General features: G+C 57.6%; 17 protein-coding genes and 1 other RNA gene. 6 read left to right on the top strand and 12 right to left on the bottom strand.

Going from position 1 to position 15,275, the window contains the following annotated elements; all coding sequences use genetic code 11:
* Nucleotides 1-20 precede the first annotated feature (20 nt).
* The 3 genes from CWM54_RS14720 to ffs all read right to left on the bottom strand — a co-directional run bounded on the left by CWM54_RS14720 (nucleotide 21) and on the right by ffs (nucleotide 896).
* On the bottom strand, nucleotides 21-236 hold the full coding sequence (locus CWM54_RS14720; RefSeq protein ID WP_004142688.1) for a hypothetical protein: 216 nt from the start codon (nucleotides 234-236) through the stop codon (nucleotides 21-23).
* On the bottom strand, nucleotides 233-490 hold the full coding sequence (locus CWM54_RS14715; protein WP_002891977.1) for a hypothetical protein: 258 nt from the start codon (nucleotides 488-490) through the stop codon (nucleotides 233-235). The genes CWM54_RS14720 and CWM54_RS14715 overlap by 4 nt, the downstream gene beginning before the upstream one ends.
* A 309-nt stretch (nucleotides 491-799) precedes the next feature.
* Nucleotides 800-896, bottom strand: an RNA gene (gene ffs, locus CWM54_RS14710) — signal recognition particle sRNA small type.
* 241 nt (nucleotides 897-1,137) lie between these two features.
* Between ffs and CWM54_RS14705 the strand changes: the two genes are divergently transcribed.
* Both CWM54_RS14705 and CWM54_RS14700 read left to right on the top strand, forming a co-directional pair.
* The gene (locus CWM54_RS14705) at nucleotides 1,138-1,545 is read left to right on the top strand and encodes a dTDP-glucose pyrophosphorylase (protein ID WP_100697582.1); all 408 of its coding nucleotides are present in this window, start codon (nucleotides 1,138-1,140) and stop codon (nucleotides 1,543-1,545) included.
* A gap of 68 nt (nucleotides 1,546-1,613) precedes the next feature.
* The gene (locus CWM54_RS14700) at nucleotides 1,614-1,925 is read left to right on the top strand and encodes an MGMT family protein (RefSeq protein ID WP_061155540.1); all 312 of its coding nucleotides are present in this window, start codon (nucleotides 1,614-1,616) and stop codon (nucleotides 1,923-1,925) included.
* Between the two features lie 37 nt (nucleotides 1,926-1,962).
* Here the strand turns inward: CWM54_RS14700 and CWM54_RS14695 are convergent, their stop codons facing one another.
* Nucleotides 1,963-2,454 (bottom strand): YbaY family lipoprotein, encoded by a 492-nt coding sequence (locus CWM54_RS14695; RefSeq protein WP_100697580.1) that lies wholly within the window; start codon nucleotides 2,452-2,454, stop codon nucleotides 1,963-1,965.
* A 226-nt stretch (nucleotides 2,455-2,680) separates the two neighbouring features.
* Here CWM54_RS14695 and tesB point away from each other — a divergent pair, with 226 nt between their 5' ends.
* Nucleotides 2,681-3,544: an acyl-CoA thioesterase II gene (gene tesB, locus CWM54_RS14690; RefSeq protein WP_008805414.1), complete on the top strand. Its 864-nt coding sequence runs from the start codon at nucleotides 2,681-2,683 to the stop codon at nucleotides 3,542-3,544.
* A gap of 51 nt (nucleotides 3,545-3,595) precedes the next feature.
* On the opposite strand, the gene amtB is transcribed toward tesB, so the two are convergent.
* The 5 genes from amtB to CWM54_RS14665 all read right to left on the bottom strand — a co-directional run bounded on the left by amtB (nucleotide 3,596) and on the right by CWM54_RS14665 (nucleotide 9,542).
* Nucleotides 3,596-4,882 carry an ammonium transporter AmtB gene (gene amtB / locus CWM54_RS14685; protein WP_061155542.1) on the bottom strand — a complete coding sequence of 429 codons (1,287 nt, stop codon included), beginning with the start codon at nucleotides 4,880-4,882 and terminating at the stop codon, nucleotides 3,596-3,598.
* A gap of 33 nt (nucleotides 4,883-4,915) precedes the next feature.
* A complete protein-coding gene (gene glnK, locus CWM54_RS14680; protein ID WP_002891893.1) occupies nucleotides 4,916-5,254 on the bottom strand; it encodes a P-II family nitrogen regulator in 339 nt (112 codons plus the stop codon).
* 243 nt (nucleotides 5,255-5,497) lie between these two features.
* Nucleotides 5,498-7,276, bottom strand: coding sequence for a SmdB family multidrug efflux ABC transporter permease/ATP-binding protein (locus tag CWM54_RS14675; protein ID WP_061155543.1), 1,779 nt, complete (start codon nucleotides 7,274-7,276; stop codon nucleotides 5,498-5,500).
* On the bottom strand, nucleotides 7,269-9,041 hold the full coding sequence (locus CWM54_RS14670; RefSeq protein ID WP_100697578.1) for a SmdA family multidrug ABC transporter permease/ATP-binding protein: 1,773 nt from the start codon (nucleotides 9,039-9,041) through the stop codon (nucleotides 7,269-7,271). Before CWM54_RS14670 ends, CWM54_RS14675 begins: the two co-directional genes overlap by 8 nt.
* Before the next feature lie 42 nt (nucleotides 9,042-9,083).
* Nucleotides 9,084-9,542, bottom strand: a complete 459-nt coding sequence (locus CWM54_RS14665) for an Lrp/AsnC family transcriptional regulator (RefSeq protein WP_004204786.1) — start codon at nucleotides 9,540-9,542, stop codon at nucleotides 9,084-9,086.
* 115 nt (nucleotides 9,543-9,657) lie between these two features.
* Between CWM54_RS14665 and CWM54_RS14660 the strand changes: the two genes are divergently transcribed.
* Nucleotides 9,658-10,710, top strand: coding sequence for a PLP-dependent cysteine synthase family protein (locus tag CWM54_RS14660; RefSeq protein WP_100697576.1), 1,053 nt, complete (start codon nucleotides 9,658-9,660; stop codon nucleotides 10,708-10,710).
* Nucleotides 10,711-10,754: 44 nt separating this feature from the next.
* Here the strand turns inward: CWM54_RS14660 and cof are convergent, their stop codons facing one another.
* Nucleotides 10,755-11,573 carry an HMP-PP phosphatase gene (gene cof / locus CWM54_RS14655; protein WP_100697574.1) on the bottom strand — a complete coding sequence of 273 codons (819 nt, stop codon included), beginning with the start codon at nucleotides 11,571-11,573 and terminating at the stop codon, nucleotides 10,755-10,757.
* A gap of 127 nt (nucleotides 11,574-11,700) precedes the next feature.
* Here cof and CWM54_RS14650 point away from each other — a divergent pair, with 127 nt between their 5' ends.
* Both CWM54_RS14650 and queC read left to right on the top strand, forming a co-directional pair.
* On the top strand, nucleotides 11,701-13,401 hold the full coding sequence (locus tag CWM54_RS14650) for an SgrR family transcriptional regulator (RefSeq protein WP_061155547.1): 1,701 nt from the start codon (nucleotides 11,701-11,703) through the stop codon (nucleotides 13,399-13,401).
* Between the two features lie 66 nt (nucleotides 13,402-13,467).
* Complete coding sequence (queC, locus tag CWM54_RS14645; protein WP_100697572.1) at nucleotides 13,468-14,163, top strand: 7-cyano-7-deazaguanine synthase QueC; 696 nt, start codon at nucleotides 13,468-13,470, stop codon at nucleotides 14,161-14,163.
* Nucleotides 14,164-14,280: 117 nt separating this feature from the next.
* Here queC and CWM54_RS14640 read toward each other — a convergent pair whose 3' ends face one another.
* Together CWM54_RS14640 and CWM54_RS14635 are read right to left on the bottom strand one after the other, a co-directional pair.
* Complete coding sequence (locus CWM54_RS14640) at nucleotides 14,281-14,682, bottom strand: YbgC/FadM family acyl-CoA thioesterase (RefSeq protein ID WP_023288617.1); 402 nt, start codon at nucleotides 14,680-14,682, stop codon at nucleotides 14,281-14,283.
* A 111-nt stretch (nucleotides 14,683-14,793) separates the two neighbouring features.
* Complete coding sequence (locus CWM54_RS14635; RefSeq protein WP_061155549.1) at nucleotides 14,794-15,162, bottom strand: helix-hairpin-helix domain-containing protein; 369 nt, start codon at nucleotides 15,160-15,162, stop codon at nucleotides 14,794-14,796.
* Nucleotides 15,163-15,275 lie beyond the last annotated feature (113 nt).

Raw genomic sequence — 15,275 nt, 5'->3', positions numbered from 1 at the left:
ACAGAAAAAAGGCAATTTCATTAATGCTGGCGCGGAATAGGAAACCCTTTCAGGGAAATAATAAAGCCATCTTCATCTTTTTTTATTTTTGCGCCGGTGTCACACCAGTCGGAGGCAATGCGAAAAAACTCATCACTACCGATATTCCAGTTCAGGCGCACGTGTTTTACGTATCCTGAGCGCAACATATCGCAAGCTTCGCTATAGTTGCTGGCCGTAGAGAATTGTTGTTTCATTTTTTCTTCTTCAGAAGTTTTCTTAATGCTTTGATTTCTTTAGGGGTTAATGGGGTCGCTTCCTCTTCGGTATGCTGGCTGTCAATGTCCTCTTCCGTCACCCCCGCCTCACCTGCTGACTCCTCCAGCTGAAAAGCCAGCTGCAGCAGCTTTTCCGTTGCTGTACCCAGGTTCTCGTTATTCACTTCCGCATAATGACGCAGCTTCTCTTTTAACTCGGCGTCAATTTTTACATTCAAAACCACTGTGGTCATAGCTACGCTTCCCGTGCAATAAAATCATCATAATTAATACACGAAGTTAACATGCTGATCCAGAGATATATTTTATAGCATGGCTCTGGCAACAAATTCCCATCAGTAAGATGCCCTTTATTTATGACATACAAATGACATTAATATTTCAGTAGCATTTCATATTTATGACAAGTGAATATTATGGAATAAGAATGGGGTGTTTTAACAACCAAAAATAATATGTGACCTGTATCAGAAATTAATTATAGCAGAAGTAAAGACCGGACAAATATAAGGGAGATATCAGAAGGGCGAAATGGGTGGGGGCCCTGCCAGCTACATCCCGGCACACACGTCGTCTGCTCTGGCTGCTTCCTTCCGGACCTGACCTGGTAAACAGAGTAGCGTTGCGGGAGAACCAACAGAGCCCCCATTGAGAGCGCTAGTTACCTAACGCGCTGGCGCATTATCCCTGCTGACCTGGTGAATTGCAAGCTCGCCCCGCTCACCTGCCGGTTTATTGCACAATACGCCAATAAAACCAGCAACTCACGGTCAACCGGTAAGATTGCGAGCGCGCGCTCAGCACACAGGCGGGTTATCCACCATACTTAGCCACCTTGCGTCCCCTTTTATCATCAGCACCTTGTCTCGACGGTAATCGAATGACTGACTCATCACCACAGACCATCACTCTGCCTTTACCCGCTATTGAAGGGATGACCATCGCCTTTCATGGCGTGAACTATCTGCGCCCGGAAAAAATGCTCGACTTCGTGACCATCAGTCAGGCACCAGTGCGAGCGGTCACACCGCTGGCGCTGCTCTATTCCACCGTCGGCGTGCTGCGCCAGGTGGAACTGCGCAAGCTGCCCGTCTACATCAGCGGTCGGGTGGTTTATCCCATTTCGTCGCTGACCATGCCGGGCCTGCGCGCGAAGCTAATCATTAACGCCACCTCGCAGCGTTTGAAATTTCTTGAGAGCCTCATCGCCAGTTCACCGTCTGACAATGTCCATGGCATGCAGATCCTCGGCCTGGCCCTGACTTTCACCATCGAACAATCCGCCTGAACCGAGGCAGGCTGTACAGCCTGCGGCTCAGCGCTTATGCTGGCGTTTTCCGGTTAACAGGGCTGAACATGGATCCGCACGACACATTCCCCCAACGCGTCTGGCACATCGTGGCGTCGATACCGGAAGGCTATGTCGCCACCTACGGCGATATCGCCCGCCTGGCCGGTTCACCGCGCGCCGCGCGCCAGGTAGGCGGCGTACTGAAGCGCCTGCCGGAAGGGTCCACCCTGCCCTGGCATCGGGTGGTCAATCGCCATGGCGATATCTCCCTCACCGGGCCCGATCTTCAGCGGCAGCGTCAGGCGTTGCTGGCCGAAGGGGTTCAGGTCTCCGGCAGCGGCCATATCGATCTTCAGCATTATCGCTGGGTTTACTGAAGGTAAAAAAAAGCCCCCGTCAGGGGGCTCGGCGAGCTTATTGCGCAACGGGAACGGCGGTCTGCGTGACCGGAACCAGCGTCAGGTCGGCATGCGTCCCCCCCTGGTTTATCACCGTCTGCACGGTATCGGTAATGAACATCAACTGGCCATTCACCGCGATCGCGGCACTCAGCAGAATACGGGCGTTCGGCTGAATGTCTGCCGGGTTATAAGGCAGTGCAAAGTTAAATGGCGCCTGCTTGCCTTCGGTACGCACCGCTTTTTGCGACAATACGCGGGCTGGCGCATCTGCCAGAGAAGCATCCGACAGGGTCACCGTCAGTACCGCATCCGGCGGTAAAGCGATTCTCTGGCGGATATTAATCGTCCCCGTAACGCTCGGCTGCTGCTGTGCCACACTCAGCGTCGCGATGCCGTAAGGGTCGGGCGCGGCAGCCTGAGTCGAAGAACTGGCAGAGTGGTGATTAGCACAGGCGGTTAGCGTCGTGGCGACGGCTAAGGCACTAAACATATAGGCAAATTTCATGATGTTCTCCTTATCATCCCTTAATACCCAGGAGGATGTTCCGCCGCTTCGCCGGCAGGAACTTTCGTGTCGTCAATAAGTGTGGCACAGATCTCAGATTTGTTCCTGTTGACCGCTCGTTATTCAGATTATTACACCCATCGGACCACTTGCGATTCCAGGTTATACTTTGCCACATCACGCGCACAGCAACGCGCTGCGCCGCCATCATTAATTGAGGATAAGTATGAGTCAGGCACTCTCTAACCTGCTGGCATTATTAGATCTGGAAAAAATTGAGGAAGGGTTATTCCGCGGACAGAGCGAAGACCTGGGATTGCGCCAGGTTTTTGGCGGCCAGGTGGTGGGCCAGGCGCTGTATGCGGCAAAAGAGACCGTGCCCGTTGAACGTCTGGTGCATTCATTTCACAGCTATTTTCTGCGCCCCGGCGACAGCCAGAAACCGATCGTCTACGATGTGGAAGTGCTGCGCGATGGCAACAGCTTTAGCGCCCGGCGAGTGGCCGCCATTCAGAACGGGAAGCCGATCTTCTATATGACCGCCTCCTTCCAGGCACCAGAGCACGGCTATGAGCATCAGAAAGCGATGCCTCCCGCCCCCTCTCCTGACGGCCTGCACTCGGAAACCGATATCGCCCGCAAGCTGGCACACCTTCTGCCGCCGCAGGTGAAAGATAAATTCCTCTGTGATAAACCGCTGGAGATCCGCCCGGTTGAATTTCATAACCCGATGAAAGGCCATATCGCCGAACCGGTGCGCCAGGTGTGGCTGCGCGCCAACGGCGCCGTTCCCGACGATCTACGTATTCATCAGTATCTGCTGGGCTATGCCTCGGACTTTAATTTCCTGCCAGTCGCACTGCAGCCGCACGGCGTCGGCTTCCTTGAGCCAGGCATGCAGGTCGCCACCATCGACCACTCAATGTGGTTCCACCGGCCGTTTAATATCAATGAATGGCTGCTGTACAGTGTCGAAAGCACCTCGGCCTCCAGCGCCCGTGGCTTCGTCCGCGGCGAGTTCTACACTCAGGATGGAACGCTGGTAGCTTCAACGGTCCAGGAAGGGGTGATGCGCAACCGCAACGCATAAAAAAAGCCTCCCGGACGGGAGGCTTTTTGCTACAGGGAGAAGGGTTTTCTATCAGGCGTTGTAGGCGTTTTCGCCATGGCTGTTGACGTCCAGCCCTTCGCGCTCCTGCTCTTCCGGTACGCGCAGCCCTACGGTCATGTCAGCCACTTTGTAGCCAATGTAAGCCACGACGCCCGACCAGACGATGGTGATGGCGATACTTTCGAGTTGCACCAGCAGCTGATGGCCCATGGTGACGCCTTCTGCATAACCCACGCCGCCCAGAGAGGTGGCCGCGAAGATACCGGTCAGGATACAGCCGACGATGCCGCAGACGCCGTGGACGCCGAAGACGTCGCAAGGGTCATCAACCCGCAGCCAGCGTTTCAGCGCTGTTACGCCCCAAATACCCGCCAGACCAGATGCGATACCCACAATCAACGCCCCACCGACACCGATATACCCGCACGCCGGGGTGACGCCAACCAGACCGGCAATTGCACCGGAGCAGGCGCCCAGCAGAGAAGGCTTACCGCGCAGGGCCCATTCGCCAAAGGTCCAGGCCAGGATGGCTGCCGCTGTGGCGACGACGGTGTTGACGAAAGCCAGTGCGGCAATTTCGTTCGCTGCGCTGGCAGAGCCGGCGTTGAAGCCGAACCAGCCCACGTAGAGGATGGCAGTGCCGGTGAACACCATCGGCAGATTATGCGGTTTGAACGCTTCTTTGCCGAAGCCCACACGTTTGCCCATCATGTACGCACCCACCAGCCCGGCGACGGCGGCGTTGATGTGTACAACGGTACCGCCCGCGAAGTCCAGTGCGCCGTGGGTCGCCAGCAGACCGCCGCCCCAGACCATGTGCGCAATCGGAACATAAGAGAGCGTCATCCACACCACCACAAAAATCAGCACGGCGGAGAAACGAATACGTTCAGCCAGCGCCCCCACGATCAGCCCGACGGTGATACAGGCGAACGATCCCTGGAAGGCCACGTGGATGTACTGATAGAAGGTGCCCATCAGCGCTTTCAGTTCAATATTTTTCAGCATCACCCAGTCAAAGCTACCGAAGAAGCTGCCGCCGGTGCCGAAGGCCAGGGTATAGCCATAAATCACCCACAGTACACAGACCAGGCCAAAGGTCACAATCACCTGGGTCAGCATGGAAAGAACGTTTTTGCCGCGGATCAGGCCGCCGTAAAACAGCGCGATCCCCGGGATAGTCATAAACAGAACCAACGCGGTGCAAATCATCATAAACGCGTTATCGGCTTTGTCCGCCACTGCGGGCGCGGCCATTGCCAGTCCCGGAAGAAGGGCCAATGCCCCCAGACCCGATTTCATTGTTGCCATTTTCATTGTTTCGTTCCCCATCACTGTGTGGTCTGGAAATTACAGTGCCGCTTCGTCAGCTTCGCCGGTACGGATGCGAATGACGCGCTGCAATTCAGCGACGAAAATTTTGCCGTCGCCAATTTTTCCGGTGTAAGCCGCTTTGCTGATCACATCGATGACTTCATCCAGCTGATCGTCGGCAATCGCCACATCAATCTTCACTTTTGGCAGAAAGTTGACGCTATACTCGGCGCCGCGGTAGAGCTCCGCATGACCTTTCTGACGGCCAAAGCCCTTGACTTCAGTGACCGTCAGGCCCTGAATGCCGATGGAAGACAAGGCTTCACGCACGTCTTCCAGTTTGAATGGTTTGATTACCACGGTAACCAGCTTCATAAGTCCCCTCCAGTCAGTATTCGGTAATGGCCGCAGCTAACACGATGGATATAAAGCAAGGGCTATGCCAGAAATGAAAAAAGGCCGCAGAGCGGCCCTTTGATGGCAAAAAACAGGGTACAGGTCAGACAATTGCCTGCTGAAACGCGTTTGCAGCGCAAAAATGCACCACAACAGTGCATTTGATGTAACGTTTTTGCACCACGGCAGGCCACGCTTTCTTCGCTGCCTGCTGGTGGTGCATCAGGCGCTGAGCGATTCTTCTCTGGCGCTGGCCGCCAGCTCTTCGCCAGCCAGCTGCAGCTGATACATCTGCCAGTATCGCCCTTTCGCCGCCAGCAGCTGCTGATGATTACCTCGCTCGACAGCCTGTCCGCGATGCAGAACCAGGATGGTATCGGCCTCAACGATGGTTGACAGCCGATGGGCGATGACCACCAGGGTGGTATGCTGACGGACTTTCGCCAGCGCCAGTTGAATCGCCTGCTCGGTGCCGGAGTCGATGTTGGCCGTCGCCTCATCCAGAATCAACACCTGCGGAGTCTCCACCAGTACGCGCGCCAGCGCCAGCAGCTGCTTCTGCCCGACGGAGAGGTTATTGCCCTGCTCGCCCAACTGGGTGTACAGGCCATCGCTCATGCTGCGCGCCACCTCCGCCAGTTGCACCGCCTCCAGCGCTTCCCAGACCTGCGTCTCACTGATGTCCCGACCCAGCGCGACGTTGGCATAGAAGGTATCCGCCAGCACCACCGGATCCTGTTGCACCATCGCGATGCCCCGACGCAACGCGCTGTGGCTGAGGGAAGCGAGCGGCCGGCCATCGATGCGGATCTCCCCGTGGGTTAACGGGTAATAGCCCATCATCAGACTCGCGAGGGTACTCTTCCCGCTGCCGGTATGCCCGACCAGCGCCACGAAGCTGCGCGAGGGAATGTCCAGGCTGATATCCTGCAGGACCAGTCGATCACCCCGGTAGGCAAAAGAGAGATGGTCAATTTCCACCCGACCGCTGCGCAGCGGCGCGTCATCCGAGCCCCACGCCTGGCGCGGGCGATCCATCAGCTCAAAAACGCGTTCGCCGGCGACCACCGCCTGCTGCAGCATCGACTGCTGGGTGGTCAGCTCAATGAGTGGCTCATTGAGGCGTCCGAGATAGCTGATAAACGCGTACAGGACACCGACCTCGATCGTGCCCACCGCGCTAAAGCCAAACAGCATCAGCAGCCCGCACAGCACCAGCGAAGAAAAAAGGCTCAGCAGCGGGCGCAGCAGGAAACCGTCGAGGCGCAGCGTCTGCATTCGCGCCAGGTAGTGGGCGTAGCTGGCCTCGCGCATCCGCTCACCAAAGCGCGCCTGCTGGCGGAACTGCTGGATGACCCCCATGCCGTTGATCACTTCGTTGAAACCATCGTTGATATCAGCAAGCCAGGCGCGCACCCGGCGCACAATCGGCGTGCTATAGCGCTGATAGATAATCATCACGATCAGTACCGCCGGGAAAATCGCGATCGCCACCAGCGCCATTCGCCAGTCGAGGCTGAACATTGCCACCAGCATCGCGCCGATCAGCGCGGCGCTGCGCAGCACGGTTGCCACCACCGTCACGTACAGGTCACGAATGACTTCGGTATCGTTGGTCACCCGTGAGATAAGCTGCCCAACCGGCTGGGTATCAAACTCGCTGAGCGGCTGATGCAGGGCGGCATCCATCACGTCGCTGCGCAACTGCTGGACGACGCCGACCGCGGCGCGGTTAAACAGTAACGACTGGTTATAGTGCAGTAACGCCGCCAGCAGCTGCAGGCCGATATAGGCTACCGCCAGGCCTGCCACCAGCTTCAGCGGCAGCGTATGTTTCGCCACCATATTATCGATGAAATAGCTGATGAGCAGCGGACCGCTCACTTCCGCCGCCGCCGCGATCCACATCATCCCCACCGCGATGGCCAGCGGCTTACGCCACGGTGAACCATAGGCCAGCAGGCGTTTAAGCGTCGGCCAGAGTTCGGTAAAGCTACGCATCCAGGGCCTCCTCTTGCGCCTGCGGAACCTCGTCGAGCGCGGCTTCCAGCTGCTGATAACGATACATGTCGCGGTACCAGCCTGGCTGCACGGCCAGCGCCTCATGGCGGCCACGCTGGGCAATATGTCCGTGCTGCAGTACCAGAATTTCGCTGGCCTCGGTCAGCGCCGACAGCCGGTGGGCGCTGATAATCACCGTCCGCCCCTCCCCCCACTGGCGCAGGTTGTGCAGGATCTGGTGCTCCGTACGGCCATCCACCGCCGACAAAGCATCATCCAGGATCAAAATTTCGGCCTCCATCAGCAGAGCGCGGGCAATCGAGATGCGCTGTTTCTGGCCGCCGGAGAGCATCACGCCGCGCTCGCCCACTTCGGTATCGTACCCCTGGGGCAGGCGCAGAATGTCGTCATGCACGCTGGCCAGCCGTGCCACGCGTTCAATCTGCGCTGGTGTCGCATCCGGTTTGCCCAGCGCGATATTATTGGCGACGGTGTCGGAGAATAAAAATGGCGTCTGATTGACCACCGCCAGCCGGGCGCGCCAGCTGTCGAGCTGCAGACGCGGCAGCGGCAGATCGTGAAAGCGGATCTCGCCGCTGGTGACGTCAAAATGACGTTGCAGCAGCGCCAGAATGGTACTTTTACCGGCGCCTGTCGGCCCGCAGATACCCAACATTTGCCCCGGCTGGAGGGTAAAATTAACCTGCTCCAGCGAAGGTTTACTCGCCTGCGGATAGCTGAAATTGCGGATGGCAACCTGCAGGACACCGCGGCCTGCCGGCACGGCTTCAGTACCGTCGTCCACCGCTGGCGCCTCTTCGAGCATCGTGCGGATACGACCATAGGCCGCGCTACCGCGCTCAACAATGTTAAACATCCACGCCAGCGCCAGCATCGGCCAAATCATCAGGCCAAGATACATTACAAAGCTGGTCAGCTGGCCCAGCGTCAGGCTGCCGTGGATCACCATCCAGCTGCCGCCGCCGATAGCCAGCAGGTTAGCGGCCCCGATGGCGATATAGATGGTGGGGTCGAAACGCGCGTCAATGCGCGCCACGCGCATATTTTTCGCGCCGGTATCGGCGGCATCGGCGGCAAACTGCGCCGACTGGCGATCCTCCAGCCCAAAAGCCTTAATCATACGGATGCTGGTCAGGCTCTCCTGTGTGCGATCGTTGAGGCTGGAAAAGGCCGCCTGGGCCATGCGAAAACGTTCGTGAAGCGCATCGCCGTTGCGTTTGATCGCCAGCGCCATCAGCGGCATCGGCAACAGCGCCAGCAGGGTGAGCTGCCAGCTAATCTGCGTCGACATCACAATCAATACCGCACAGCCCATCACCATCGAATCCACCAGGGTTAACACCCCTTCACCGGCGGCAAATACCACCCGGTCAACATCGTTGGTGGCGCGGGCGATCAGATCGCCAGTGCGATGGCGCAAATAGAATGCCGGATGCTGGCGGCTCAGTTGCCGGTAAAAATCTTCCCGCAGTTCGACCGCCAGCTGGTAAGAGGCGCCGAACAGCAGCACGCGCCAGACATAGCGCAGCAGGTAGACCATTACCGCGACCAGCACCAGCGCGCCGATCCACATCCACACCTTCTCGGCGGTGTAATGTTGTTGCGTCACGCCGTCCACCACAATGCCCACCACCTTCGGCGGAATAAGCTGCAGGACGGCAATAATGGCCAGCAGGGCAATCGCGCCAAGATAGCGGCGCCACTCCCGGCGGAAGTACCAGCTGAGTTGAGCAAATAATCGCAAGCAGTAAAATCCTGATTTGTAATGGGTTACGGCGCAATACCGTTATTCGACAGGCAAGGCGGTGGTATATTTTATCTGTTCCATGGCAAAACTCGAAGTGACATCCGACAGCCCCGGCACGCTGTTCACTAAACGTTTATAAAAATCGTCATAACGTTTCATATCAGCCACCTGTACCCGTAGCAGGTAGTCATACTCCCCCGCCATCCGCCAGAAGCCGAGCACTTCCGCCATCTGCGTCACTTCGCTCACAAAATGGCAATACCAGTCGCTGCTGTGATGCTGGGTCTTGATCAGGACAAACGCCGTCAGGCCCAGCCCCACCTTTTCCGCATCCAGTAAGGCGACACGCCCGCGCAAAATACCTTCATCTTCGAGTCGTTTCAGGCGTTTCCAGCAGGGCGTGGTGGTCAGATTAACGGCATCGGCCAGCGCCTGCAAAGAGAGGGTGCAATCTTCCTGCAGCAGCGCCAGCAGCTTACGGTCAATTTTATCTAGCATAGGGCATCCGAAGAGAAAATTTTGCTCCCATAATGGTAATCCAAAGGCTAAATAGCAACAATTTTTCCCGGACTTTCCGCTAAGCTAGGCACAAAATGACAAACAGGAAATCACGATGAATAGCGCCTGGGTTAAACATGCCATTAGCGAAATCAACGCCGACTATCAGCGCTCCGCTGACACGCATCTGATCCGTCTGGCGCTGCCTGCGTTTCCAGGCATCCAGCTGTATCTGAAAGATGAAAGTACCCACCCTACCGGCAGCCTTAAGCATCGCCTGGCACGGTCGCTGTTTCTCTATGGCCTGTGCAACGGCTGGATCAAAGAAGGTACGCCGATTATTGAATCCTCCTCGGGCTCAACCGCCGTTTCGGAGGCCTACTTCGCCCGCCTGCTGGGGCTGCCGTTTATCGCCGTGATGCCTTCCTGCACCGCCAAACGTAAAATCGAACAGATCGAGTTTTACGGCGGACGCTGCCATTTTGTGCAGAGCGCCTGCGAAATCTACGACGCTTCCGAAATGCTGGCCCGCGAGCTGAACGGCCATTATATGGATCAATTCACCTTTGCCGAGCGGGCCACCGACTGGCGCGGTAACAATAATATCGCCGACAGTATTTTCCGTCAGATGAGCCATGAACCGCACCCGCAGCCATCATGGATCGTCATGAGCGCCGGCACCGGCGGCACCTCGGCAACCATTGGCCGCTATATCCGCAGCCAGGGCCATGAGACGCAGTTGATGGTCGTTGACCCGCAGAATTCGGTCTTCCTCGAGTACTGGCAGACCCGTGATGCCAGCCTGCGCAGCCCGGTCGGCAGCAAAATTGAAGGCATCGGTCGCCCACGCGTCGAACCGTCATTTATTCCCGACGTCGTCGACGAGATGCTGCGCGTGCCGGATGCGGCGAGCGTGGCCACCGCCCTGTGGCTGGAAACACAGCTTGGGCGCAAGGTCGGCGCTTCTACCGGCACCAATATGTGGGGCGTATTGCAGCTGGCCGCGCGGATGCGCGATGAAGGGCGAACGGGTTCCATCGTCACGCTGTTGTGCGACAGCGGCGAGCGCTACCTGGAAACCTATTACAACCCGCAGTGGGTGGCCGCCAATATCGGCGATATCGCGCCCTGGCAGGCGGAGATCGCCAGACTGGTCGGCAGGTCATAAAAAAAGCCAGATAGAAAACTATCTGGCTTGCCGGAAGGGTCTCTCTATTCGGGGGAATAAGGAAGATCAGGATTATCCAGCCAATGCGTTAAAAAGTGGGAGACCGCCTGATGTCGGCAGTCACCGATAACCGGAAGATGCGGCAGCTCGGCTTTCAGCTGCGGCATCGCGTTGCCCATGATAAATCCCCGCCCAACGCTGCCCAGCATCTCGCGGTCGTTCATCGCATCGCCAAACGCCATGCACTCCTGCAGGGTTAAGCCTAAGTGCTGGCTGAGCACCGCCAGCGCCGCACCTTTATTACACCCAACCGGCAGCACTTCCAGACAGTCCATTGCCGAGAAACAGAGAAAGGCGCGATCGCCCAGCGTCTCAATCAGTTGGATCCGCAGGCGGCGGAGATCGTCATGATCGCCGCAGAAACAGATCTTGGTGACATGATGTGCCGGCATGCGTTTCGGATCGCACAGTTGATAGTGAAAGCCGCTAAAGGCATGCGCTTTCAGCAGCTCAGGTCTTGCCTGACCGGTAAACCAGCCGCCATCGTTAAACACATGCATGCTGGCCTGAGTATCCCATTTGCTGTACAGCACCGCTTCCGCCGCCTCAGGAGCGAGATCCTGGCGATAAAGCTCCTCCCCTTCCAGCGAATGGATGCGCGTCCCGTTGCCAGTGATCAGAAATGCGTCCAGGGAAAATTCGCCAATCACATGGTGCATCTCCAGCACATGGCGACCGGTAGCGAACGTCAGGGTGATATTACGTTCCCGCAGCCGTTTCAGCGCGGTGAGCGTTTGCTCGCCGAGACGATGGTCCGGCATCAGCAGGGTGCCGTCCATATCAAATGCGGCCAGTTTTGCCATGATGTATTCCCCGATGTGTGATGGGCTTCGCTTGTGTTGAAGTATCACCTGGGATATACGGAAGTAATAGTGAATAGATATTATTAATTGTTCCGGGTTTACAGCAGCCCGGTGGACGACGGCTCCCATGCGACTCTTACACCGTTTAAATCAGTACCAGCGATTGTGGCAACCCTCAGCCGGGGCGCCGCAGCAGGTGACCGTCGGCGAACTGGCGGAGCGCTGTTTTTGCAGCGAACGCCACGTCCGCACTCTGCTGCGGCAGGCGCAGGAGGCGGGGTGGTTAAGCTGGCAGGCCAGCTCCGGGCGCGGCAAACGCGGGCAACTCTCATTTCACAAAACCCCGGAAAGTCTGCGCAACGAGATGATGGAGCAGGCGCTGAACAACGGTCAGCAGCAAAACGCGCTGGAGCTGGCGCAGCTGGCCCCGGTGGAGCTGAAAGCCCTGCTCCATCCCTTCCTCGGCGGTCAGTGGCAAAACAATACTCCGACGCTGCGTATTCCTTACTATCGCCCACTGGAGCCGCTGCGCCCTGGCTTTCTCCCCGGACGCGCCGAGCAGCATCTGGCCGGGCAGATCTATGCCGGGCTAACGCGCTTCGACGAAGGCGACAATATGCCGATCGGCGATCTGGCGCATCACTGGCAGGTCTCACCGGACGGCCTGCGCTGGCATTTTTATATTCGCTCTACACTGTACTGGCACAATGGCGATGCGGTGGAAACCGCGCAGCTGCGACAGCGGTTACGGCTGCTGCTTGAGCTGCCCGCCTTGCGGACCCTCTTCGCCAGCCTTAGCCGTATCGATGTCACTCACGCCCAGTGTCTAACCATCACGCTGCATCGTCCTGACTACTGGCTGCCGTTCCGTCTCGCCAGCTACTGCAGCGTGCTGGCGCATCCTGACGATCCGGCCATCGGCTGCGGGCCATTCCGCCTGAAGCGGTTCAGTCCGGAACTCGTCCGGCTGGAGAACCATCCCCGTTACCACCTGCAGCATCCGCTGATCCAGGCGGTGGAGTACTGGATCACTCCTCAACTCTTTGACCGCGATCTCGGCACCAGCTGCCGCCATCCGGTGCAGATCACCATCGGCGATCGCGAGGAGCTCCACAATCTGCGTCAGGTCAGCAACAGTATCAGCCTTGGCTTCTGCTATCTCACCCTGCGCCACAGCCCGCGTCTTAGCAAAGCGCAGGCCCAGCGGCTGGTGTCGATAATCCATCACTCGTCGCTGCTGGAAACTCTGCCGCTGGAGGAGGATCTGATTACGCCAAGCCATGAGGTGCTGCCGGGATGGTCCATCCCGCAGGGACCGGAAAACAACGCGGTACCGCTGCCGGCCAGGCTCACCCTGCTCTATCATCTGCCGGTCGAGCTTCATGCGATGGCCGAACAGCTGAGGCAACGGCTGGCTCTGCTGGGCTGCGAGCTGACGCTCATTTTTCATGACGCCAAAAACTGGGAAGGCTGTCAGCATCTGGGGCAGGCCGATCTGATGATGGGCGACCGGCTAATCGGCGAAGCGCCTGAATACGCCCTCGAACAGTGGCTGCGCTGCGATATGCTGTGGCCTAATTTGCTGACCGGGGCGCAATATGCCCATCTGCAGGCGACATTAGACGCCGTGCAGGCGCAGCCCGACGCCCGCAGTCGCAACGATGCGCTGCGCAACGTGTTCAACAGTCTGATGGAAGACGCCATCATGACGCCGCTGTTCAAATATAACTATCGAATCAGCGCGCCACCGGGGGTCAATGGCCTGCGTCTTAACGCCCGGGGCTGGTTCGACTTCGCCAGTGCCTGGCTACCGGCGTCATCGTCGTGAGAGAGCTGGTCGCCGCGCGCGTCTGGCGCTACCATAGCGCCTTTACTCATTTAGTCAGGAATTGCCATGAAACGCGCCGTAGTTGTCTTCAGCGGAGGACAAGATTCAACCACCTGCCTGGTGCAGGCTCTGCAGCAGTATGATGAAGTGCATTGCGTCACTTTTGATTATGGCCAACGCCACCGCGCGGAAATCGACGTGGCGCGCGAACTCGCCCTGAAACTGGGCGCTGTCGCGCATAAAGTGCTGGACGTCACTCTGCTCAACGAACTGGCAGTCAGCAGCCTGACCCGCGATAACATTCCGGTACCCGACTATCAGCCTGATGCCGAGGGCATTCCCAACACCTTTGTCCCCGGGCGCAATATTCTGTTTTTAACCCTGACGGCAATCTACGCCTATCAGGTGAAAGCCGAAGCCATCATCACCGGCGTATGCGAGACCGACTTCTCCGGCTACCCGGACTGCCGCGATGAGTTTGTCAAAGCGCTGCACCACGCCGTCAGCCTTGGGATGGCGAAAGACATTCGCTTTGAGACGCCGCTGATGTGGCTGAATAAAGCCGAGACCTGGGCGCTTGCCGACTTCTGGGGTCAGCTGGATCTGGTGCGCCAGGAAACCCTCACCTGCTACAACGGCATTAAGGGCGATGGCTGCGGCCAGTGCGCCGCCTGTAACCTGCGTGCAAACGGACTCAACCAGTATCTGGGGGACAAAGTCGGCGTAATGACGGTGATGAAGCAAAAAACCGGGCTAGTATAGGCATAGCCTCGGGGAGCTTTTTGCCCTAAGCTTCAGTTCAAATTCCCCGGTGGCGCAACGCTTACCGGGGCTACGGGTTCATCACCTGGCGTGGGCCCGGCACTCACGCGACGGTTGTCAACGCAAGTTCATCTGGTCAAGTTTCTCGCGCAACTCCCCTTCCAGCGGCAGCGCCTTCTGGGTTTTCAAATCGATACAGACGAAGGTAATCAGCGCATCGGCCACCACTTCGCCATTGGGGTTGAGGGTGACCACCTGGCTTAGCGTGCCGCTTTTGCCGTTGAGTTGCTCCAGTTTGCTGCTCACTGTCAGCACATCGCCCAGTACCGCCGGACGACGGTAGTTAATATTGATATTCACCACCACGAAAGCGATATTTTTCTCCGTCATCCACTGAAACGCGGGGCTATTTTCCAGGCCATCCCAGCGGGCTTCCTCAAGGAACTCCAGGTAGCGTGCGTTGTTCACATGCTGGTAGACGTCGAGATGATAGCCGCGAACTTTAATTTGTGTCTGCATAGCACCAATGCCTTTCTGTTATTGTTGTTTGTGAGGTAAGAGGTCACACCACTTGATGCAACCTCTTTATCCTGGCAAAAAATCACCGCTGTGCAAGGTCTGGCATAAAATTTACAGCGTCAGATGGGCTAAATTGCGCTCCACCAGCGAGCTGCCCATTCCCGGGACCTGCTTCAGATCATCAAGGGTTTTGAACGGCCCGTACTCTTCGCGGTAGCTGACAATGGCCTGGGCTTTTTTCAACCCCACGCCATTCAACGCCTGAGCCAGCTGTTCGGCGCTGGCGCGGTTAATGCTGACCTTTGTCACCCCGTTGTCCGCCTCACCGGGTACCGCTTCCGCCTTCGCCGAAGTAGTCGCCTGCACATTTTCTTTATTCACCGCCGCTTTGCCGCTGGCGGGTGCAGCCAGCGCTCCCTGTACGCCTACCGCGAAAACCAGTACGCCCGCGGCCATCAGTGCTTTTATTCCATATTTCATGCTGATATCTCCTTGTGTGTAGACAGCAAGGTTACGATAGCGTCAGTGCGGATGGCCGACAAAAGGCAAATCACAGAAATGGAAAGGGCCGCGAAAGCGGCCCTTGGGGATTA

Origin of the sequence: Klebsiella sp. D-Nf1 (genome assembly GCF_002810515.1) — a bacterium.
Lineage (GTDB): Bacteria > Pseudomonadota > Gammaproteobacteria > Enterobacterales > Enterobacteriaceae > Klebsiella > Klebsiella variicola.
This window is presented reverse-complemented; position numbering and strand designations above follow the sequence as displayed.